The following is a 21076-nucleotide window of genomic DNA, read 5'->3' as shown; positions in this document are numbered from 1 at the left end:
GCATGGCCGCGTCCTGCATCGGACGGTTTTCCGGGCGGGTGATCGAGTTGAACGTACCGCCGATGTTGCCCGCGGCGATTTCCTTGCGGATCATCTCCCGAGGCATTTCCGGGCCGATGCTGATCAGGCGCAACTGGCCGATTTTCTCATCGAGAGTCATTTGCTTCATCAGGTTGCTGACGAAGGCTTCCTTGTTCTCCAGAGGTGCGGGCGTCGTGGCGGCCAATACGTTATGACTGGCCAGGCTGACGAACAGGCCCAGCAAACACAGCTTCTTCATGAATAGTTTTCTCAAGGGCCCAAACGGCGATGTACACGCCGGCCAGCCAAAATTTAGGGAGCGACTATTGTTGTTCGGGTACCGGTTCAAAAAAGCCGGATGCGTTTTTTGCGCTGGGCATTTTTTAGCCCATTGCCCCGATGCAATCCAGATGCGCGGCCGATTATGCCCGAAGAGCCGGCCGAGAGGGTCTTCGGTTGTTTTTTCCATGAATGTGAAGGGAGCATCACTGATATGAATGTACGACAGTCCTACCGGTCGAGCCTGCAAGTGGCCACGTTATTGGTGCTCGCCACGCTACTGACAGCCTGTGGCATCAACAACATCCCGACCCTCGACGAGCAGGCCAAGGCGGCCTGGGGCCAGGTGCAGAACCAGTATCAGCGCCGTGCCGACCTGATTCCCAACCTGGTGGAAACGGTCAAGGGCTACGCTGCCCATGAGAAGGAAACCCTGACTGCCGTGATCGAGGCCCGGGCGAAGGCAACGTCGATCCAGGTCGACGCCTCCACCCTCGATAACCCGGAAAAACTCAAGCAGTACCAACAGGCCCAGGATCAGCTCAGCGGTGCCTTGAGCCGTTTGATGGTGGTGGTCGAACGCTATCCGGACCTCAAGGCCAACCAGAACTTCCTCGCCCTGCAATCGCAGCTCGAAGGCACCGAAAACCGCATCAGCGTGGCCCGACGGGATTTCATTCTGGCGGTGCAGAAGTACAACACCGAAATCCGCACCTTCCCCGGTCGCCTGTGGCATAGCGTGATGTACAGCGACCTGCCTGTGCGCGAAACCTTCGAAGCCACGCCAGGCTCGGAAAAACCGCCCGAGGTCAAATTCTGATCGGTGCGTCACCACGGACGAGGTTGCACATGCGCGTCTTGAAAGCAGGCCTGGTGCTGATGCTGTGGGTGTTGACCCTGGCAGCCCAGGCCGAATTGAAGTTTCCTGAGCTGACCGGACGGGTGGTGGATAACGCCCGAATGATCGAACCGGCGGTGCGTGAGCAACTGACGCAGCAGCTTCAGGCCCATGAAAAATCTACCGGTGAGCAACTGGTGGTAGTCACCCTGGAGAACTTGCAGGGCACCGACATTGCCGACTTCGGTTATCAATTGGGGCGCTACTGGGGCATCGGCCAGAAGGACAAGAACAACGGCGCATTGCTGATCGTCGCCCGTGAGGAGCGAAAACTGCGCATTGAAGTCGGCTATGGCCTGGAAGATCGCCTGACCGATGCGCAGAGTTCGGTGATCATCCATCAGGTGATCACACCCGCTTTCAAGACCGGCAATTTCAGCAAGGGCATCAGCGACGGTGTCGCGGCGATGCTGGTGGTGTTGGGCGGTAATCCACTGGATGAGCCGTCGACGGTATATGAGTCCACGGGCGATCCGAATGATGATCTTGTCTCGCGGCATCCCGGGCTGTTCGTGTTTTTGGTGTTGTTGTTCATCCTGACTGTGTTTGTTTGCCAGATGCTCGGTATTCTCCCCGCCGGCCGGGGTGGTTCGGGTGGCTCCGGTGGTGGTTTCGGCGGTGGCGGTTTTGGCGGTGGCGGTTTTGGCGGCGGTGGCGGCGGGGGCTTCAGTGGCGGCGGTGGCAGCTTCGGCGGCGGTGGTTCGTCCGGCGGCTGGTAACAATAAAATGAACAGGCACTTCACGACATGGCATTACTGACTGAACACGAACAACGCAAAGTCGCCGAGGCGATCGCCCGGGTCGAGCGTGACACCGACGCCGAACTGGTCACAGTGCTCGCGACCCGCGCCGACGACTACGCCTACATCCCACTGCTGTGGGCCAGCCTGCTGGCGCTGGTGGTGCCGGGGATCGTGCATTACCTGAGCGGCTGGCTGACCCTGCATAGCCTGCTCATGGTGCAATGGACTTCTTTCATCGTGTTGTGCCTGCTGTTCCGGCTACCGAAAGTCACCACCCATTTGGTCCCGCGCTCGGTGCGTCACTGGCGCGCTTCTAACCTGGCCCGTCGGCAGTTTCTGGAGCAGAACCTGCACCACACCGAAGGCAGCACCGGCATTCTGATTTTTGTTTCTGAAGCCGAGCGCTACGTGGAAATCCTGGTGGACGAGGGCATTTCCAGGCGTCTGGACAACAAGAACTGGGACGCAATAGTCGCTGCATTCACCCAGCAAGTCCGGCAAGGGCAGACGCTGCAAGGCTTTGTCAGTTGCGTCGAGGCGTGCGGTGAATTGCTCAAGGTGCACGTGCCGGTGACCCATGTTCGCAATGAGTTGCCGAATCGCTTGGTGGTGTTGGGGTAACAGGCGATATCACACCGTTCGGCAAATAACTGCGTGTCCCGAACGTTCATCCCCCCTAAAATACCTGCCATTCCCCCGATCCGCCCCGCCTGAGGCCGTTTTTTCCATGTCTGTCACCGCCACTCCCGCCAGCCTCGCGCCGGATCATCACGCCCAATTCATCGACCTGCTGCAAACCAGCCTCGAACAGAATGCCTTTATCAAACTGGTGCTGGCCAAATATGTTGGCGATGAAACCGATCTGCAGCGGATCATCGTCAAACCGGTGACGGTCAAGACGCAGCCGTGCCTGTCCTTCGTCTACCGCTACAAAACCCGTGACATCACCAAGAACCTGCCGTTGGACGAAGGTGTGGCAAGCATTGCCGGTTTGCTGCCAGCATCGTTCAAAAATGCGCATTTACTGTCGCTGACCGATGAAGCCCAGCTCGAATACAGCAAAAAGGGCAAGAGTTCGCTGTTCAAGAGCAAACCCCAGCAATTGCGTGAAGTGCCGTCCGCCGAACACAACCGTGAGAAGAACCGGTTTCTGGATTTGAGCCGACCGTTCCTCTCCGACCTCGGTGTGACCAACAGCAAGCACGAGCTGATCCCGGCGATGTCGCGCAAGTGGAAACAGATCAACAAGTTCATCGAAGTGTTCAGCCATGCGCTGACCTCGTCACCGCTGGCGCTGGACAAACCGGTGCGCGTAGCAGACTTCGGTTCGGGCAAGGGATACCTGACGTTCGCCATCCACGACTACCTGCGCAATACCTTGAACGCCGAGGGCGAAGTGACCGGTGTTGAACTGCGTGAGGACATGGTCACCTTGTGCAACGCCGCGGCAGCCAAGCTTGAGCACCCGGGACTGGTGTTCAAGTGCGGCGACGTGCGCAGCGTGGCACCGAGTGAACTGGACGTGATGATCGCCTTGCATGCCTGCGACATTGCCACCGACTATGCCATCCACACCGGCATCCGTTCCGGGGCGTCGATCATCATGTGCTCGCCGTGCTGCCACAAACAGATTCGCCTGCAAATCCAGAGCCCGGCGTTGCTCAAGCCGATGCTGCAATACGGATTGCACCTGGGCCAGCAGGCGGAAATGGTCACCGACAGTTTGCGTGCGCTGTTCCTCGAAGCCTGTGGTTACGAAACCAAAGTGTTCGAGTTCATTTCGTTGGACCACACCAACAAGAACAAGATGATCCTGGCGGTCAAACGCGCCGAGCCGGTCGATCCAACGCAGTTGCTGGCAAAGATCGAGGAATTGAAGGCGTTCTACCAGATCACCGAGCATTGCCTGGAAACGCTGCTGCGAGCCGACGGCTTTATTAAATGATGACTCTGTAGGAGCACAGCTTGCTCGCGATGGCGTCCTCAAAATCGCCATCGCGAGCAAGCTTTGCTCCTACACGTGCTTGGCGATCCGCCGGCAAGCCTGGCTCCTACAGGGTTATGCACTAGCTACACGAGCCGGCTGCACCGCAGTCTTGCGCCCGAGCATCACGGTCACGATCACCCCGGCCGCGAACACCCAGGTAATCGGTTCCACGTGTTCACCGAAGAACAACGCGGAAAAGGCGATGGTGAAAAAAATCTGCAGCAACTGGATCTGACTGACCCGGGCAATGCCGCCCATGGCCAGCCCGGCATACCAGGCAAAGAAACCGATGAACTGCGAAAACAGCGAGACGTAACCGAAGGCCCACCAGGTCTTGGCGGAAATTTCGCCCTGGTGTTGCAGCGCCAGATACACCACCGGGCCGATCAGCAGCGGCGTCGACAGCACCAGTGCCCAGCAGATCACTTGCCATCCGCCCATCTCCTTGGCCAACCGGCCACCTTCGGCGTAACCCAATCCACCCACCGCAATCGCGCCGAGCATCAGCAAGTCGCCAGCCTGAATGCTGCCAGCACCACTGATCAGCGCATAACCGAGCACCAGCGCACTGCCCAGCGCGGCGCAGGCCCAGAAGGCTTTCGACGGCCGTTCATGGGACAACCACGCGGCATACAGCGCCACGCACAGCGGCTGCAGACCATTGACCAGTGCACCGTGGGACGCCGGCAAGGTTTGCATGGCCCAGGCCGACAGCACCGGAAAACCAAGAATTACCCCGGCAATCACCAGGCTCAGGCCTTTGATCTGTTTCCAGGTCGGCCATTTTTCCCGGCGCCACAGCAACAGCAATGCCGCCGGGATCGCCGCGAACAACGCTCGGCCCAGGCCATTGAGCAGCGGGTGCAGTTCCTGCACGACAATTCGTGTGAAGGGCAGGGTGAGGCTGAAAATCACAACGCCAAGCAGGCCCAGGGCCATACCGGTGTTTTCGCGCGAGGACATGATGGCAACCAGAATCGTGGAGGGTGCGGTTATCTAGCCATAATCGCGTCCCAAGCCGCTGTAACAGCTGGGTGAAGAGTTATCCGTACAGTTTGAGGGCTTCTTCGCGGGCAAGCCTCGCTCCTACAGGTTTGGCGTGTTCCTTGTAGGAGCGAGGCTTGCCCGCGAAGAACGAAAACGCGGTCTTCGGGTAGTAGCCGGTTGTTACCCGGTCCGCCAGATAAGGACTACCTTGAATATTCCTATGCATTTCCAAGAGGAGTCCTACTCATGGCCGCTAAAAAAATCCTGATGCTGGTCGGCGATTTTGTCGAAGACTACGAAGTGATGGTCCCCTTTCAAGCGTTGCTGATGGTCGGCCACACCGTTCACGCGGTGTGTCCGGACAAAACCGCCGGCCAGACCGTGCGCACGGCCATCCATGACTTCGAAGGCGATCAGACCTACAGCGAAAAACCCGGTCACCTGTTTGCCCTTAACTTCGACTTTGCCAAGGTCAACGCGGCGGATTACGACGCGGTGCTGATTCCGGGCGGTCGTGCGCCAGAGTACCTGCGTCTGAACGAAAAAGTCCTGGAACTGGTGCGCGATTTCGACAAGGCCGGCAAACCGATCGCCGCTGTGTGCCACGGCGCGCAACTGCTGGCGGCGGCCGGGATTCTCGAAGGGCGCGAGTGCAGCGCTTATCCGGCTTGTGCACCGGAAGTGCGTCTGGCCGGCGGTACGTTTATCGATATCCCGGTGACGGACGGCCATGTTCAAGGCAATCTGGCCACGGCGCCGGCCTGGCCAGCGCACCCGAACTGGCTCGCCGGTTTCCTCGGTTTGCTGGGCACCAAAATCACGCTGTAACGAGGAAGCCGTCATGTGCGAGCTGTACGTCAAGGCTGACCCGATTCTCTACGAGTCGCGCTCCCGTTCGCTGCGCATTTGCGGGGTGGTGACCACTCTGCGCCTGGAAAACCAGTTCTGGGACATTCTCAGCGAAATCGCCGAAGTCGACGGCATGACCACCAACCAGTTGATCGCCAAACTGTATGAAGAAGTGATGGACTACCGTGGCGAAGTGGTGAACTTCGCCTCGTTTTTGCGGGTGAGCTGTACCCGGTATTTGAGTCAGCGGCGCACAATCGCTCCGGAATTGTCGATGGTGAAGCGTTCAGTCAGGTAGGTTTGCGGCGTGCTTACTGGCCCTATCGCCAGCAGGCTGGCTCCTACAGTGGATTGCGTACAAACAGTCCAATGTGGGAGCCAGCCTGCTGGCGATGGGGCCTTTATAGGCGACAGAAATAGCAGGCTGGTCTTTACTCTGAAGCGCGCAACCTCTCAATCGCCAAGGAGAATCAGCATGTCCGGATGGTATGAAGTGAGCAAAAACAGCAGCGGTCAGTTCAGGTTTGTGCTGAAGGCGGCGAACGCCGAAACCATTCTGACCAGCGAGCTGTACACCACCCGCGCCGCGGCCGACAAAGGCATCGCGTCAGTCCAGGCCAACAGCCCTCAGGATGAGCGCTACGAGAAGAAAACCACCAAGGATGGCCATCCCTATTTCAATCTCAAGGCCGGTAACCACGAGATTATCGGCAGCAGCGAATCCTATGCCTCCGACGCCGCGATGGAGAAAGGCATCGCCAGCGTCAAGGCCAACGGGCCGACCAAGGTGATCAAGGACAAGACCTTGCCGGTGCTTTGAATCCAACCCTGTACGAGCGAGCCTGCTCGCGATGAGACCATCGCATTCAACCGTGATGTTGACTGACAGACCGTCATCGCGAGCAGGCTCGCTCCCACATGTTCCGCGTTTTAACGCAAGGTTTTGATCAACCCTTGCAACTGAGCACGACCCGCTTCACCCAACGCAAACACCGGCAACCGCGGATCACCCACCTCCAGACCGGTTTCGCGCAAACCGGCCTTGATCGTCGCCGGCAAGCCGCCCTTGAGGATGAAGTCGAGCAATGGCAACTGGCGATAGAACAGCTCGCGCGCCTTGCCCAGATCATTGGCCAGTACCGCTTCATACAAGTCCAGGTTGAGCTGCGGGATCAGGTTCGGTGCCGCCGTGCACCAGCCTTTCGCGCCTGCCGCGAAGGCTTCGAGCGCCAGCGGGTTACAGCCGTTGTAGAACGGCACCCGACCTTCGCCCAAGCGTTGCAGTTGATGCATGCGCTGGATGTCGCCGGTGCTCTCCTTGACCATGGTCACGTTTTCGACGCCGTTGACGATGCGCAGAATCAAGTCCACCGACATGTCGGTGCCGCTGGTGGCCGGGTTGTTGTAGAGCATGATCGGCACGCCGATGCTGTCGCCGATGGCGCGGTAGTGGGCGAGGATCTCTGCCTCGCTGAGCTTCCAGTAGGAGGTCGGCAGCACCATCACCACATCGGCGCCATGGGCCTCGGCAAAACGTGCGCGGCGTACCGCTTTGGCAGTGGTCAAGTCCGATACGCTGACGATGGTCGGCACTCGTTTGGCAACGTGCTTGATGCTGAATTCGGCGACCTGATCCCACTCCGCATCGCTCAAGTAGGCACCTTCGCCGGTGCTGCCCAGTGGCGCGATGGAATGCACGCCGCCGTCGATCAAGCGGTCGATGGAACGCCCGAGCGCGTCAAGATCAACGCCTTCGCCGTTGGCGGTGAATGGGGTGATGGTGTAGCCGATGATGCCGTGAATGTTTGCGGTGGACATGGTGTCGCTCCGTTGTAAAAGGGCAGGGGTGTCAGTTCAGGCAATCAGCGTGTTGGCGCAGGTTCTGCCGGGCGTAGTAGTTGAAAGCAGCGGCATGGCGCTTGGGCCGGGCGATCCAGTCGTGGGCTTCGCGACCCAGTTCCGGAATGATCGGCTTGATGGTCCCGGCGCTCATTGCCAGCAATTGCAGTTTGGCGGCGCGTTCGATCAATTGTGCGATCACGCAGGCCTCCTCGATGGTGGTGCCGGTGGACAACTGGCCGTGGTGAGAAAGCAGAATCGCCCGTTTGTCGCCGAGTGCGCCGGCAATCAGATCACCTTCTTCGTTGCCTACCGGCACGCCGGGCCAACCTTCGAGGAACGCGCAGTCGTCGTAGAGCGGGCAGAGGTCCATGTGGGAAATCTGCAGCGGCACTTCCAGCATCGATAACGCGGCGATATGGGTCGGATGGGTGTGAATGATGCAGTTCACATCCGGTCGTGCGCGGTATACCCAACTGTGGAACCGATTGGCCGGATTCGGCATGCCGTGGCCTTCGAGCACTTCCAGGTCTTCGTTGACCAGCAGCAGGTTGCCCGCGGTGATTTCGTCGAAACCCAGGCCCAGTTGTTGAGTGTAGTAAGTGCCAGGCTGTGGGCCGCGGGCGGTGATTTGCCCGGCCAGACCCGAGTCGTGGCCATTCTCGAACAGAATGCGGCAGGTCAGGGCCAGCTTTTGCCGGTCGGTCCACGTATTATCCGCCAACGTGTTTTGCATCTGGTTGAGCGCTTGCTTGACCAGTTGATCTTTGGGCAGTGCTAATGTCTTGGCCATATCGGTGTCCTCTTTGGCTGAGTCATGCAGATGACACGAAAGATGCTATATGACACATTGTGTCATGAGCAAGGACAATTCGTCACCTTCTTGATGGATTAATCGCTCCACATGTCTATCCGTTTGAAATTATTGAGAAAAAAACTTGGCGTAACCCTTGAGGAATTGGCGGAAAAATCCGGCATGACCAAGAGTTATCTGTCGAAGGTCGAACGCGGGTTGAACACGCCGTCGATTGCGGCTGCGTTGAAACTGGCCAAGGCGCTAAACGTGAAGGTCGAGGAGTTGTTCTCGGAGGACAAGGTCAGTGTCGACAGCTACAGCCTGGTGCGCAGCCACGAGCGGCAACCGTTGGGTTCCAGCGAGGACAACCCGGGCTATGCGGTGCTGGCCCATCAGGTCAGTGAACGCAGCCTGCTACCGTTCATCATTTACCCGCCGACCGAGTTCATCGACAAGGCCTTCAAGGAACACTTGGGCGAGGAGTTCCTATTCGTCCACGAAGGGCAGGTGGAAGTGGATTTCGTCAGCGAACGCGTGCTGCTCAATCGAGGCGATGCACTGCACTTCAACTCACAGAAACCGCACCGGATTCGCTCGGTGGGCGAGGTGCAGGCGCAGTTGCTGGTAGTGGTGCATTGCGCTGAAGACTGAGTGGGTCGGTTTTGGTGGCGAGGGAGCTTGCTCCCGCTGGGCTGCGAAGCGGCCCCCTGCATTTTTTAAAGAACATGCAGGGGCAGGATTACGACTGCTGCGCAGCCGAGCGGGAGCAAGCTCCCTCGCCACAGGTCAGGCGTTCGCCTCAGAGCTCAACGGGTACGGCCAACTTCGGGCTACCCAGCGTATGGGTCTTCGAATCAAAAAAACGCAACTCAATCCCCGTCCCCTCGAACACCTTCGCGTAATGCCGCTTCTGATGCTGGATGAACGCCTTGCTGCGCGGATAGATCGAGATCGCCAGCACCTGCGGTTTGGCCAGGCGCAAGGCATGGATGATGTGTTTGTCCTGCTCGCCCAGCGCGTGCCCGAAAATGCACAAACCATCGCCATGGCCGAGTAGCTGCTCGTAGCAGAACGACAGGTAATCGGAGCTGCGGATGGTCTTGAGTTTGTCCGCGCTCGGCCCTTCGTTGACGAACAGCGGTACGTCGTCGAGGGTCTTGATCGTGTTGTTGATGGCGAAATTGCCCAGCAACGTGCCCTCGGTCGACATCAACTTGCGCGCTGTGCCGTCCTGGTTACGCACCAGGTGCAGACCGCCGTGCAGGTACAGCAAGCGGGTTTTATCGGTGGCGGTGGTGCTGAGGTCGAAGGCGGGTTCGGCACCCTGGAACAGGTCGGTGATCGTCTCGGGCTGGTGTTGCACCGCCCAGTAGTTGAGCAGGTCGTAATTGGTGGTGAACACCGTGCGCCAGGTGCTCAGTTCCTGGTTGATCGTCGCCAGCGTCGATGCCTGGACCAACCGCCACGGAATGTGCGCGGCATGCACGGTGTTGATCAGCGCTTCCTTGATCGCGTAGTAACGATTGCGCGGCGCGGCGGAGCTGACGGCCAGGGCCTTGTTGACCCGGCTGGTGGTTTTCAGTGCGCTCAGCACCTGCTCGAAACTGCGGGTTTGCATCGCGTCGAACACACTCAGCTCGGATGGGCTCAGCGGTTTTTCTTCCACTGTGCGAGCGTTTTCAAACAGCGACTCATAGCCGAAATCATCCCACACCGCGCGGCTGGCACCGTTGCCCACCAGCAGGCCGCTGAACGCAGCGCTCGTGCGCAAGGCGTTCCAGTCTTCAAGTTGGGCATCGACATCCAGGAAATCGGTCATTGCGTTTTTTCGACTCACGGCAAAAGGGGCTGATGGGCGGCGACTTTATCATGCCGGGCGGGGAGATTTTTCGTCGCGCGCTGCATCCCCGGCACAGCCCGGACGAAGGACGTTATGCTGCGCCTTCGCCTGAGCCGACTTTGCCGAGTGCCCAATGCTGCAAAAAAGCCTGATCCGCCGCCTCGACCTGATCACCCTGCAACTGTTTGTCGCCGTACATGAAGAGGGCACGCTCACCCGTGCTGCCGCGCGCGAAGCGATTGCGGTGTCGGCGGCGAGCAAGCGCTTGATGGAGTTGGAGGAGGCGCTGGGCATCAGTCTGTTCGTGCGCCAGGCCAAGGGCATGACGCTGACGGCGGCCGGTGAAACCTTGCTGCATCATGCGCGGCAAATGCTGTTCAACGTCGAGAAAATGGGCCTGGAACTGGGTGAGCACAGCCACGGGGTGCGCGGTTATGTGCGGATGCTCGCCAACCTGTCGGCGATCATTCAGTTTCTGCCGGAAGACTTGCGGGATTTTTCCGAGCGGCACCCGCAGGTCAAGACCGATCTCGAAGAACGTCCCAGCGCCGGGGTGATTCAGGGGGTTCTGGATGGTGTGGCGGACCTCGGGATCTGTTCCATCGACAGCGACATCAAAGGCCTGCACAGCGTGTTGTACCGTCAGGACAAACTGGTGGTGGTGATGCTGCCCGAGCACACGTTGGCATCACGCGAATCGGTGCCGTTTGCGCAAACCCTGGATTCCGATTACGTCGGCCTGCATGCCGCCAGTTCGATCAACATGCGCACCCACGCCGCCGCGAGGCAGGCTGGCAAAGTCTTGCGCATCCGCATTCATGTACCGGGGTTCGATGCGGTGTGTCGCATGGTGCAAGCCAACATGGGCATCGGCATCCTGCCACAGCGAGCCTATGAATTGTTTGGTCGAGCGTTGGGGTTACACGCGGTGCCGTTGACGGATGAATGGTCGGATCGGGCGTTGATATTGGTGGTGCGCGACGAAGCGACATTGTCGCCGGTGAGCCGGATGTTGTTCGAACACTTGCGTGGTCAGGTCTGATAGTTCTGCGTTGAATTTACCGGCCCTTCGCGGGCAAGCCTCGATCCTACAGGTCTAGCGTAATCCATGTAGGAGCCAGGCTTGCCCGCGATGGCGGCCTTGAGATCGCGGAAAATTCAGAAGCGTTCGCATTTCGCGAACGCCCGTTGCCAACTGAAGGTTGGATTACAGATCCCGTCGTCCTCTAGCCTTGGCCCATATTCCAAGAACAAGAGGTACCCGCGATGACTGCCCCCTTGAGTGCAATCAAAGTGATCGAGATCGGCACGCTGATCGCCGCGCCGTTCGCCGCGCGCATGCTCGCCGAGTTCGGCGCCGAAGTGATCAAGATCGAAGCCATGGGCCAGGGTGATCCCTTGCGCAAATGGCGCAAGCTGCACGAAGGCACTTCGTTGTGGTGGTATCTGCAATCACGCAACAAGAAATCCCTGGCGCTGAACCTGAAATCCCCCGAAGGCATCGAACTGGTCAAGCAACTGGCGACCAGCGCCGACGTGCTGATCGAAAACCTGCGCCCCGGCGCGCTGGAAAAACTCGGTCTCGGTTGGGATGTGCTGCATGCCCTCAACCCGAACCTGACCCTGGTGCGGATCTCTGGCTACGGCCAGACCGGCCCGTACCGCGACCGTCCGGGTTTCGGCGCCATCGGCGAGGCCATGGGCGGCATTCGTTACACCACTGGCACCCCGGGTTCACCCCCGGCGCGCGTCGGCGTGAGCCTCGGCGATTCCCTGGCGTCGCTGCATGCGGTGATCGGCGCGCTGATGTCGTTGCTGCGAGTCAAGACCGGGCAGGGCGGCGGGCAAATCGTCGATGTGTCGCTGGCCGAAAGCGTGTTCAACGTCATGGAAAGCCTGGTGCCCGAGTACGACATGCTCGGCCACGTGCGTGAGCGCAGTGGCGGTGCCTTGCCCGGCATCGCGCCTTCCAACACCTACCTCACGGCCGATGGCGCCTATGTGGTGATCGCCGGCAACAGCGATCCCATCTACAAGCGCCTGATGCAAACCATCGGCCGCCACGATCTGGCCGACGCCCCCGAGTTTGCCCACAACGACGGACGTGCGGCCCAAAGCAATCTGCTCGACGCAGCGATCACTCACTGGACCAGCAGCCTGCCGATCGACGACGTTCTGGCCGCGCTGGAAGCCGCCGAAGTCCCGGCCGGGCGCATCTACTCAGTGGCCGATATTGTTGCCGATCCGCACTATCAGGCGCGGGACATGCTGCTCAACGCCGAACTGCCGGGTGGCGCCACGGTGAAGATGCCGGGCATCGTGCCGAAACTCTCGCAAACCCCTGGCGGCGTGAACTGGTCCGGCCCCGGTCTGGGTCAGCACACCGATGGCATCCTCGCGCAATTGGGCCTGACCGAAGCGGACATCAAACGCCTGAAAACTGAAGGAGTGGTGCAATGATCACTGATTATTCCGAGCGCCTCATCGTTCAGGAAGTGTCCCCGCGCGACGGCTTGCAGATCGAGCCGACCTGGGTTGAAACCATCGACAAAATTGCCCTGATCGATCAACTGTCGCTAGCCGGGTTCAGCCGTATCGAGGCCGGTTCGTTCGTGTCGCCCAAGGCCATTCCCGCATTGCGCGATGGTGAGCAGGTGTTCAAGGGCATCACTCGCCAACCGGAGGTGATCTACGTCGCGTTGATCCCCAACCTGAAGGGCGCGCAACGGGCACTGGCCTGCACTGCCGATGAACTGAACCTGGTGATGTCCGCCAGCCAGACTCATAACCTGGCGAACATGCGCATGCGCAGCGAAGACTCTTTGGCCGCGTTCGGCGAGATTGTGCACTTCGTGCAGGGCTCCAAGGTGCGACTCAACGCCAGCATCGCTACCACGTTCGGCTGCCCGTTCGAAGGCAAGATCGATGAAGACCGGGTGCTGCAAATCGTCGAGGCCTATCAGGAGCTCGGCATCCAGGGCATCACCCTGGCTGACACCACCGGTATGGCCAATCCGCGCCAGGTCGAGCGCTTGGTGCGCCGGGTGTTGCAGCAGGTATCGCCGGCGGATTTGACCCTGCATTTTCATAACACCCGAGGCCTTGGCCTGTGCAACGTGCTGGCCGCCTATGAGGCGGGTGCCCGACGTTTCGACGCGGCACTTGGCGGGCTCGGCGGCTGTCCGTTCGCGCCGGGTGCGTCGGGCAATATTTGCACCGAGGACCTGGTCAACCTGTGCGATGAAGTCGGGATTCCAACCGGTATCGATCTGCCGTTGTTGCTGAAGCTTTCCCGAGGATTGCCGGCACTGCTGGGCCATGAAGTGCCAGGCCAGCTGGCCAAGGCTGGACGCAATTGCGATTTGCATCCAGTCCCCTGATGACGCGTGACCTGTAAAAACCAACCAGACAACAAAAACAATCGGACACCCAAGGGAAGTCCGCCTGGAGAAAACAATGAGCCTTAATGCACTGGAGGCCGGCGCGAGCCCGGCCGTTACCCACGATGAAGAAAAAGCCCTGGTCAGCAAGGTCGCCTGGCGCCTGATGCCGCTGATCATGGTCTGCTATCTGTTCGCTTTTTTCGATCGCATCAACATCAGCTTCGCCAAGTTCCAGCTACAGGCCGATCTGAGCCTGAGCGATACCGCGTATGGCCTCGGCGCCGGGTTGTTCGTGGTCGGTTACGTGATTTTCGAAGTGCCGAGCAACATGATGTTGTACAAGGTCGGCGCCCGGCGCTGGATCGCCCGGATCATGATGTCATGGGGCCTGGCCACCGCATTGATGGTGTTCGTCAACAGTGAATGGCAGTTCTACGTCCTGCGATTCCTGATCGGTGCGATGGAGGCCGGATTTGCGCCGGGTGTGCTGTATTACCTGACGTTGTGGTTCCCCCAGCACTATCGTGGGCGCATCACGTCGATGTTGTTCCTGGCGTCGGCGTTTGCCGGTCTGGTCGGTGCACCGTTCTCCGGACTGGTGTTGCAACACCTGGATGGTTTTCTTGAAATGCGTGGCTGGCACTGGTTGTTCCTGCTCGGCGGAGTGCCATGCATTGGTCTCGGGTTGTTGGTACTGACCTTGCTCAAGGACCGCATCGAAGACGCCCATTGGCTGACACCGTCGGAAAAGACACTGCTGGCCAGTCGCATCGCTCACCATGAACCGCATAAGAGCGGCGGCTCGCTGCTCGCGGCGCTGCGGATTCCGGGCTTCCTGACCCTCGGCCTGATCTACTTCCTGATTCAAGTGGCGTCCTATGGCCTGAACTTCTGGGCGCCTCAACTGATCCGCAGCGCAGGGACCGAGAGCCCGGTGATGATTGGTCTGCTGACCGCGATACCGTACATCTGCGGTGCGATCAGCATGGTGGTGATTGGGCGTTTGTCTGATGCTTCAGGCGAGCGCCGCAAGTTTGTCGCGGGTCTGGTAGCGGTGGGCGCAGTCGGCTTCTTCTGTGCGGGAATCTTCGCCAACCACACGACTTTCCTGATCGTTGCGCTGGGCCTGCTCGGCGCCGGGATCATCGCTTCCATCCCAAGCTTCTGGACCCTGCCACCGAAATTGCTGGCCGGTGCGGGCGCGGGAGCTGCGGGCGGGATTGCGGTGATTAACACCCTGGGTCAGTTTGGCGGCATTGTCAGCCCGGTCATGGTTGGACGCATCAAAGACCTGACCGGCAGCACCACACCGGCGTTGTATGTGATTGGAGTTTGTGCGCTGATCGCCGTGGCGCTGCTGATGTGGGGCTGCCGCAGAAGCTGCGTACGCTCGACAAGATCTGACGATTCGCAGGCTACGGCAGCCCACAAGGACCACGCATCCCTGTGTGAGCTGCCGAAGGCTGCGATTCAGACTTCACCAACTTGAAGGTGGAAGTCAGCGCGTGTGAAAAACGCGTAGTACCTGAAGCCGACCTTGGCGAACCCGGTAGGGAATCAAATAAGGGCGATCAGGCACCACCCATTCTCTGGTACCGGGTAAACGTCCCTCACGACCTGTCGCTGGAAATCGGGCAAGGTGATCCACGCTGGCGATAATCGCCTGAACAAAATCTGCTGCTGCCTCAGGATTCTCGATAGCGATGTACGCTGCTTCGTCATCGAGATTCTTTAATGCCGTACGCAACCACTCAACGCGCATTGGCCGTCCACTTACCAGCGATAGCGTCCACTTCTTCTTGGGTCGCGAAGTCACCTTCATCGGCTTCTTTCAAAGCGTTCTGAATCTCCTCGATTTGCCACGCTTCACGGGCCAGGTATTCGCGCAAGGCGTCGACCGCCAAAAAGGATTTGCTGCGTCCCGTTGCTTTGGAAAGACTGGCGAGCGTATCGGCGATATCGTCTGGTACGCGCAGAGACATAACGGACATGATGGTCTCGATGTAGTGGTTTGTAATACAACATACTACACCGCCATCCTGTGGACGCTGCCATCCCGTTCGTCTGTCGAGATGTTTCGGTCGACAGGCAATGACCTGATATAGACTGGCGCCCATTCACCAGAAAGTTCAAAGGGACTTCCCATGACCCCCTCGTTGCTGATGGCTGTTCTCGCCTCGGGATTCATTTACGGCATCACTCCGGGGCCGGGCGTACTGGCTGTGTTTGGCATCGGCGCGGCGCATGGGCGACGGGCAGGGGCGGGGTTTCTTTGCGGGCATTTGCTGGGCGATGTGATCTGGTGCAGCACTGCGTTGGTGGCGATTGTCGGGGCGCGAGAAATCGGCAGCACCGCGTTTGACGTACTGGGCGTGCTCAGCGGTCTCTATCTGTTCTGGCTTGGCTGGCGTGCAGTACGAGTGCGCCGCCAAAGTGCCCAAGCGCCGCAAGGCCCGGCGCGTCAGCCGTTCTGGCATGGCATCCTGTTCGGCCTGACCAACCCCAAGGCCTACCCGGTAGCGGTAGCCACGTTCACGGCATTGTTGTCGAGCCGCGCCGAGTTGCTGACCTGGTCGATGTTGCCCTGGCTGATTTTCCTGAGTTTCGTCGGCGGTCTTGTCGCTTACGCTATCCTCATCGGCATCGTCGGGGCGCAGCGGGTACGCACGTTGTATCAACGGCATGAATTGGCGATCACCCGATTGTGCGGGGTGATGTTCATCGGTTTTGCCATCAACGCCTTGGCTCATGCGCTGCCGGGGCTGGTGGCGAACAAGGCTTGACGCTGATCGCCGGGATGCATCAGTCGCACACGTACGGGATGGTTTTTATATTGTTGCATTGTTCGGACACGCGCTCGGCACCATGACCTCCAGAAATTCCGCTCCGATGGCGAGCTACATCGACCTCCTGCTGGACGCCGTTTGCGCGGTCGACAAACAGGGTCGCTTCGTTTTTGTCAGTGCCGCCTGCGAGCGCATTTTCGGCTATAGCCCTGACGAACTGATCGGCCAGTCGATGATCGATCTGGTGCACCCGGCCGATCGCCAGCGAACCCTGGACGCTGCACGCGAAATCATGGGCGGCGAGCCCAAGCTCAATTTCGAAAACCGCTACCTGCGCAAGGACGGCCAGGTGGTGCACATTCTTTGGTCGGCGCGTTGGTCGGAGGTCGATCAGTTGCGCATCGCCGTGGCCCGCGACATTACCGAGCGCAAGCAGGCCGAGTCCCGGCAAGCGGCGCTGTACGCGATTTCGGAAGCGGCCCATGCGGCGGAAGACCTGCTGGCGTTGTTCAAACGCATCCACCTGATCATTGGTGAATGGTTGCCAGCGCTGAACTTTTCCGTGGCGTTGTATGACGAGCATTGCGCGCAGTTGAATTTCCCGTATCACGTCGACGATCACGAACCCCAACCCGAACAGCCCGGCACAATGACCGGGCGTCTGTGCGCCGAGGTCATTCGCAGCGGCATGCCGATCCTGCTGACCCCAGGCCAGGATAATCCACCCGAAGGGTTCGAATTACTGGTGACCGGGCAGAATTCGCCGTGCTGGCTGGGTGTGCCGCTGAACTCGCAAAACGGCACCATCGGCGCACTGATCGTCAAAAGCATCCCCGGTGGCGAGCGCTATACCGAGCAGGATAAAGAGCTGTTGCAGTACGTCTGCGCCCAGGTCGCGACGGCGATCGAGCGCAAACAATTGCACGCACGCCTGCAACGCATGGCCCAATATGATCAATTGACCCAACTGCCTAACCGCGAATTGCTGCGTGACCGGTTAAAGCTGTCAATAGAAGCGGCCCGCGCAGATTGCGGACGCATGGCGCTGCTGTATGTCGACCTCGACCGATTCAAGCAGGTCAACGACACCCACGGCCATGCGGTGGGCGACATGCTCCTGCAAACCGTGGCCAATCGACTCAAGGGCTGCGTGCGCGAAACCGATACCGTGGCGCGCATTGGCGGTGACGAATTCGTGGTGTTGCTGCACAGCATCCACGCCTCAGGCGATGCCGACTGCGTGGCCGGGAAAATCCGTCAGGTGCTGGCCGCGCCGTTGCGTCTGGACGGCCACAGCCTGAGCATCCAGCCAAGCATCGGGGTGGCGCAATACCCAGAACATGGTACGGAAGAAAAGCAGTTGTTCCGGCATGCCGACGAAGCGATGTACACCGCCAAGCGTGAACATCACCTGCGGCTCGTCTGAAAAAATCTCACCGTTCGTCGTGGCGATTCCAGATTTTCTAAACCTTTTGCATCGCGAAAATTCAGATTCTATGCGGGCTACAGCTCGCCGCGATCATTACCAAGAGGTAGAGAATCATGCCTAACTCAAGAAACTCGAACTCGGGAAACTTCTCCAACGATCGAACGAAGGCGTCTGAAGCCGGTCGCAAAGGTGGGAAAACTACCACCACGACTGTCGACAAAGAGCCTAAACCCGACATGGGTCGTAAGCCCGCACAGAAATCCAAGTAATGGATGTTGGTAGTTTTGATTGAGAAGCGGGAGCGAAAGCTCCCGTTTGAATTTTAAGAGGAGGGCGCGACCATGAACCGGATGGCCACCCGATTACGCAACAGCGGTTTTGCCGTGTTACTGGGCCTGTGTGCCACTGGCGCCTTCGCCCAGACACCCACCGAATTCATCAACGATACCTCGGCCAAAGGCGTGGCAGAAATCGAAGCCAGCCGCCTGGCGCACCAGAAATCCGAATCCAAAGAGGTCAAGGATTACACCATCGTCGTGATCAACGACCGCACCACCGCCAATCAGCACCTGGCGAAGATCGCCAAACAATTGGATCTGCCTGTGGCTCCCCGTGAAGAAGTGGTGGAGAAGGCCAAGGCCCTGATGCCGCAAGTGATGGATGGCGAAACGTTCGATGAGGCCTACGCGGCGAGCCAGGTGAAGACCACTCAAGAAGCCATCGAGCAGCTTGAGCAAACGGCGCAAACCACCGACGTGCCACAAATAAAGGCATTCGCCGAAGAAACCCTGCCCAAACTGCAGAACCATCTGCAAATGGCCAGGGCGCTGCAAGCCAGCCGCTAGTTTTTGGTATTGTGCAGGCGACATCGGTCGCCTGCGCATTTCAGCAGTCCTTCAAACCAGACTTGCCCTTTTCTTCGACAACCGTGCCTTCCAGTTCAATGGTCTGCCCCTCGCCGAGGCTGCGATAGCGCTTTCTCAGCGCCTCCAGTTCCTTGAGGTCCAGTGCTTCGAGCCCGAGCATCGCGTTCTGCGCTTCCTTCGTCACCCGCAGCAACTCGTCGACCTTCAGATGCAAAATGTCGGTGTCACGGTTCTGCGTGTTCTGGATCAGGAACACCATCAGGAACGTAATGATGGTGGTCGAGGTATTGATGACCAGTTGCCAGGTGTCGTTGTAACCAAAAAACGGACCGCTCACCGCCCACAAAAAAATCAGAATGATCGCTCCCAGGAACGTGGTGGGGCTACCAGCCCACAGGGCGAGTTTCTGCGCGATTTTTGCGAATTTCATGGCCGTGTTTCCTTATTAAGGATGAACCTGAAATTCAGACATCGGGGGGCAGATGAAAATTCGGCCGGGGTTGACGTACAACTGGAAAAGCCTAGTTCTGCATCCACTGGCAGCGCGCATCGCGGTATCGTAGCTAACCGGTTGTCGACTCTGATCATGACAACGCACCGACAGGAGAACGCAATGAGTTGGTCCGCCAAACAATACGTCGCTTTTGAAGATGAACGCACCCGTCCGGCCCGTGACCTGCTGGCGGCGATTCCCGCCGGGGACGTGCGTTCGGCCATCGATATCGGCTGCGGCCCGGGCAACTCGACCGAGTTGCTGGTGGAGCGCTTCGCCGGTGCCACAGTGCGAGGGCTGGACAGTTCGGCCGACATGATCGAGGCCGCACGCAAGCGCCTGCCCAACGTGCGGTTTGATGTTGCCGACATCGACACCTGGAACGACAACGGCCCGTTCGATGTGATCTTCGCCAACGCGGTGCTGCAGTGGGTGCCTGATCACGCCACATTGCTGCCTTCGCTGGTGAATAAACTTGCACCCGGTGGCAGCCTGGCAATCCAGATGCCGGACAATATCAATGAGCACTCCCACCGCTTGATGCGCGAAGTGGCTGCTGATGGGCCATGGGCAGGCAAATTGGCGAACGCCGCCGGCCAGCGAACCGACATTGAAAGTGCAAGCGGTTACTACTCGATACTGAAAGCCTGCTGCACCCGCGTCGATGTGTGGCGCACCACCTACCATCATCCACTCGCAGGGGGCGCCTCGGGCGTCGTCGAGTGGTTCAAGGGCAGCGGTTTGCGGCCGTTTCTCGAGCCGCTGAATGAGGCCGAGCGGGCGCAATACCTCAAGCAATATCAGACAGCTATCGAAAAGGCCTACCCGGCGTTGAGCGACGGATCGGTGCTGTTGCCGTTTCCACGGTTGTTCATGGTGGCGACGCGCTGAAGCGAAATAGGGACAGATAAGTCATCTGTCCCTATTTTTGACCGCTGAGAAAATCACTGCGGTTTGCTTTTCCTTGAGCGCCTGGCGCTCAAGTATTCAAAAACAAATGAAGCAAAGCCGAACAACCCGATCATTGAAATGATCATGATCCCCAACTCTGAACTTTCCATGCTGATCTCGATGCGAAGGGTGAGCCCAGAGGATAAGACATCCATTTACGGTCTCAACGCCTTGCTACGCCTTCTTTACTGGCGCACGCCGATCCTTACGCAAAATATACGGGCGGCTTTCAGCGCTGCACGCAACCAACATCATCATCGGTGCTTGAATCGATCTTCGTAGGAGCCGGTCGGCACAATACCTGTGGGAGCTGGCTTGCCAGCGATGGCGATCGTGAAGATGCTATCGCCAGCGAGCCGGCTCCTACACAGGGCCATTATGCAATCAGGAGGGTTCTGCATCCATTCGACGGGCAATGACATCCAACACATCGCAGCCATCGCGCAAAGGTATGCAGCACAACAATGCGAAATCGCTGAGGATGACCGAGTCAGTGCTGATTTCACCGCGCATCGCGAGGTTTTCGAGAACCTGTGTCACAGCACCGATTCGATAACGGGCGCTGCTGAGCAGGGAATGCAAGGGTTGGGTGGTGTTGACGTAAAACGTGGGGAGGTCGTCGGCGTTGCTGGTTAAAGCCATGAACTCTTTCATGAGTATTGCTCCACTGAGTTGAGGTCTACCAGCCAATCGTCGCCAAACGAATGGGTGGCAACTGTACGCAGGTTGGCGAACCGGAGTGGAAGCCGGCAGATCCGAGGATCTCCCACGCACAGCTGCCATAAAACGACAACTCTACAGATGCAAAAACGCCTGCAAACAAGCCAGAGCGCTTTTGCATTCCACTTCAGGTCGCCAAACCCGACACGCCATTTGGGCGTGCCCGGACTATAGGTCTCATGACAAAGACACAGCAATGCGCAAGTGTA

Annotated in this window: 25 protein-coding genes and 2 pseudogenes; 17 read left to right on the top strand and 10 right to left on the bottom strand. The window is 58.9% G+C overall.

Features of this window, described 5'->3' with window-relative positions:
- Positions 1–280: pseudogene (locus tag D8U18_RS00455) on the bottom strand (beta-glucosidase); the annotation flags it as partial.
- Between the two features lie 234 nt (positions 281–514).
- On the opposite strand from D8U18_RS00455, the gene D8U18_RS00450 reads away from it, so the two are divergent.
- From D8U18_RS00450 to D8U18_RS00435, 4 genes are all read left to right on the top strand, one after another.
- Positions 515–1120: a LemA family protein gene (locus D8U18_RS00450; RefSeq protein WP_056856072.1), complete on the top strand. Its 606-nt coding sequence runs from the start codon at positions 515–517 to the stop codon at positions 1118–1120.
- 29 nt (positions 1121–1149) lie between these two features.
- Positions 1150–1917 carry a TPM domain-containing protein gene (locus D8U18_RS00445; RefSeq protein ID WP_131106786.1) on the top strand — a complete coding sequence of 256 codons (768 nt, stop codon included), beginning with the start codon at positions 1150–1152 and terminating at the stop codon, positions 1915–1917.
- 27 nt (positions 1918–1944) lie between these two features.
- Positions 1945–2562 carry a TPM domain-containing protein gene (locus tag D8U18_RS00440; RefSeq protein WP_131106785.1) on the top strand — a complete coding sequence of 206 codons (618 nt, stop codon included), beginning with the start codon at positions 1945–1947 and terminating at the stop codon, positions 2560–2562.
- A gap of 106 nt (positions 2563–2668) precedes the next feature.
- A complete protein-coding gene (locus tag D8U18_RS00435) occupies positions 2669–3886 on the top strand; it encodes an SAM-dependent methyltransferase (protein ID WP_131106784.1) in 1218 nt (405 codons plus the stop codon).
- Between the two features lie 114 nt (positions 3887–4000).
- Here D8U18_RS00435 and D8U18_RS00430 read toward each other — a convergent pair whose 3' ends face one another.
- On the bottom strand, positions 4001–4891 hold the full coding sequence (locus D8U18_RS00430) for a DMT family transporter (protein WP_056856068.1): 891 nt from the start codon (positions 4889–4891) through the stop codon (positions 4001–4003).
- Positions 4892–4970: 79 nt separating this feature from the next.
- Positions 4971–5141: a hypothetical protein gene (locus D8U18_RS28655; protein WP_177434974.1), complete on the bottom strand. Its 171-nt coding sequence runs from the start codon at positions 5139–5141 to the stop codon at positions 4971–4973.
- Positions 5142–5161: 20 nt separating this feature from the next.
- On the opposite strand from D8U18_RS28655, the gene D8U18_RS00425 reads away from it, so the two are divergent.
- The 3 genes from D8U18_RS00425 (at position 5162) to D8U18_RS00415 (ending at position 6584) form a co-directional block, all read left to right on the top strand.
- Positions 5162–5743 (top strand): DJ-1/PfpI family protein, encoded by a 582-nt coding sequence (locus D8U18_RS00425; protein ID WP_056856067.1) that lies wholly within the window; start codon positions 5162–5164, stop codon positions 5741–5743.
- A gap of 13 nt (positions 5744–5756) precedes the next feature.
- Positions 5757–6062 (top strand): ribbon-helix-helix domain-containing protein, encoded by a 306-nt coding sequence (locus D8U18_RS00420; protein WP_056856066.1) that lies wholly within the window; start codon positions 5757–5759, stop codon positions 6060–6062.
- A gap of 177 nt (positions 6063–6239) precedes the next feature.
- A complete protein-coding gene (locus D8U18_RS00415) occupies positions 6240–6584 on the top strand; it encodes a YegP family protein (protein WP_056856065.1) in 345 nt (114 codons plus the stop codon).
- Between the two features lie 110 nt (positions 6585–6694).
- Here D8U18_RS00415 and D8U18_RS00410 read toward each other — a convergent pair whose 3' ends face one another.
- A complete protein-coding gene (locus D8U18_RS00410; RefSeq protein ID WP_131106783.1) occupies positions 6695–7582 on the bottom strand; it encodes a dihydrodipicolinate synthase family protein in 888 nt (295 codons plus the stop codon).
- Between the two features lie 31 nt (positions 7583–7613).
- Positions 7614–8396, bottom strand: a complete 783-nt coding sequence (locus D8U18_RS00405) for an aldolase (protein ID WP_056856063.1) — start codon at positions 8394–8396, stop codon at positions 7614–7616.
- A 111-nt stretch (positions 8397–8507) separates the two neighbouring features.
- On the opposite strand from D8U18_RS00405, the gene D8U18_RS00400 reads away from it, so the two are divergent.
- Positions 8508–9050 carry an XRE family transcriptional regulator gene (locus D8U18_RS00400; protein ID WP_131106782.1) on the top strand — a complete coding sequence of 181 codons (543 nt, stop codon included), beginning with the start codon at positions 8508–8510 and terminating at the stop codon, positions 9048–9050.
- Between the two features lie 148 nt (positions 9051–9198).
- Here the strand turns inward: D8U18_RS00400 and D8U18_RS00395 are convergent, their stop codons facing one another.
- On the bottom strand, positions 9199–10218 hold the full coding sequence (locus tag D8U18_RS00395; RefSeq protein WP_131106781.1) for a DUF4917 family protein: 1020 nt from the start codon (positions 10216–10218) through the stop codon (positions 9199–9201).
- 154 nt (positions 10219–10372) lie between these two features.
- On the opposite strand from D8U18_RS00395, the gene D8U18_RS00390 reads away from it, so the two are divergent.
- The 4 genes and pseudogenes from D8U18_RS00390 to D8U18_RS00375 all read left to right on the top strand — a co-directional run bounded on the left by D8U18_RS00390 (position 10373) and on the right by D8U18_RS00375 (position 15026).
- Positions 10373–11281 (top strand): LysR family transcriptional regulator, encoded by a 909-nt coding sequence (locus tag D8U18_RS00390; RefSeq protein ID WP_131106780.1) that lies wholly within the window; start codon positions 10373–10375, stop codon positions 11279–11281.
- Positions 11282–11505: 224 nt separating this feature from the next.
- Complete coding sequence (locus D8U18_RS00385) at positions 11506–12699, top strand: CaiB/BaiF CoA-transferase family protein (RefSeq protein ID WP_131106779.1); 1194 nt, start codon at positions 11506–11508, stop codon at positions 12697–12699.
- Positions 12696–13619, top strand: coding sequence for a hydroxymethylglutaryl-CoA lyase (locus D8U18_RS00380; RefSeq protein WP_131106778.1), 924 nt, complete (start codon positions 12696–12698; stop codon positions 13617–13619). The genes D8U18_RS00385 and D8U18_RS00380 overlap by 4 nt, the downstream gene beginning before the upstream one ends.
- Before the next feature lie 76 nt (positions 13620–13695).
- Positions 13696–15026 (top strand): annotated as a pseudogene (locus D8U18_RS00375) (MFS transporter).
- A 94-nt stretch (positions 15027–15120) separates the two neighbouring features.
- On the opposite strand, the gene D8U18_RS00370 reads toward D8U18_RS00375, so the two are convergent.
- Entirely contained in the window at positions 15121–15384 is a 264-nt protein-coding gene (locus D8U18_RS00370; RefSeq protein WP_131106777.1) for a type II toxin-antitoxin system RelE/ParE family toxin, read from the bottom strand.
- Positions 15374–15613: a ribbon-helix-helix protein, CopG family gene (locus D8U18_RS00365; protein ID WP_130906931.1), complete on the bottom strand. Its 240-nt coding sequence runs from the start codon at positions 15611–15613 to the stop codon at positions 15374–15376. The genes D8U18_RS00370 and D8U18_RS00365 overlap by 11 nt, the downstream gene beginning before the upstream one ends.
- A 153-nt stretch (positions 15614–15766) precedes the next feature.
- On the opposite strand from D8U18_RS00365, the gene D8U18_RS00360 reads away from it, so the two are divergent.
- The 4 genes from D8U18_RS00360 to D8U18_RS00345 all read left to right on the top strand — a co-directional run bounded on the left by D8U18_RS00360 (position 15767) and on the right by D8U18_RS00345 (position 18682).
- Positions 15767–16405, top strand: coding sequence for a LysE family translocator (locus tag D8U18_RS00360; RefSeq protein ID WP_131106776.1), 639 nt, complete (start codon positions 15767–15769; stop codon positions 16403–16405).
- A gap of 82 nt (positions 16406–16487) precedes the next feature.
- Positions 16488–17834 (top strand): GGDEF domain-containing protein, encoded by a 1347-nt coding sequence (locus tag D8U18_RS00355; protein ID WP_056856054.1) that lies wholly within the window; start codon positions 16488–16490, stop codon positions 17832–17834.
- Positions 17835–17950: 116 nt separating this feature from the next.
- The gene (locus D8U18_RS00350; RefSeq protein WP_082557648.1) at positions 17951–18106 is read left to right on the top strand and encodes a KGG domain-containing protein; all 156 of its coding nucleotides are present in this window, start codon (positions 17951–17953) and stop codon (positions 18104–18106) included.
- A gap of 72 nt (positions 18107–18178) precedes the next feature.
- A complete protein-coding gene (locus D8U18_RS00345; protein ID WP_056856053.1) occupies positions 18179–18682 on the top strand; it encodes a DUF4142 domain-containing protein in 504 nt (167 codons plus the stop codon).
- 40 nt (positions 18683–18722) lie between these two features.
- Here the strand turns inward: D8U18_RS00345 and D8U18_RS00340 are convergent, their stop codons facing one another.
- Positions 18723–19133 (bottom strand): low affinity iron permease family protein, encoded by a 411-nt coding sequence (locus D8U18_RS00340; protein ID WP_056856052.1) that lies wholly within the window; start codon positions 19131–19133, stop codon positions 18723–18725.
- Between the two features lie 183 nt (positions 19134–19316).
- Here D8U18_RS00340 and tam point away from each other — a divergent pair, with 183 nt between their 5' ends.
- Positions 19317–20087 (top strand): trans-aconitate 2-methyltransferase, encoded by a 771-nt coding sequence (gene tam, locus D8U18_RS00335; RefSeq protein ID WP_130906096.1) that lies wholly within the window; start codon positions 19317–19319, stop codon positions 20085–20087.
- A 444-nt stretch (positions 20088–20531) separates the two neighbouring features.
- Here the strand turns inward: tam and D8U18_RS00330 are convergent, their stop codons facing one another.
- Positions 20532–20801 (bottom strand): short-chain dehydrogenase, encoded by a 270-nt coding sequence (locus D8U18_RS00330; RefSeq protein WP_131106775.1) that lies wholly within the window; start codon positions 20799–20801, stop codon positions 20532–20534.
- Between the last annotated feature and the right edge of the window lie 275 nt (positions 20802–21076).

Origin of the sequence: Pseudomonas sp. Sample_10, assembly GCF_004321495.1 — a bacterium.
Classification (GTDB): Bacteria; Pseudomonadota; Gammaproteobacteria; order Pseudomonadales; family Pseudomonadaceae; genus Aquipseudomonas.
The sequence above is the reverse complement of the archived record's forward strand: the minus strand, read 5'-3'. Positions and strand labels throughout refer to the sequence as shown.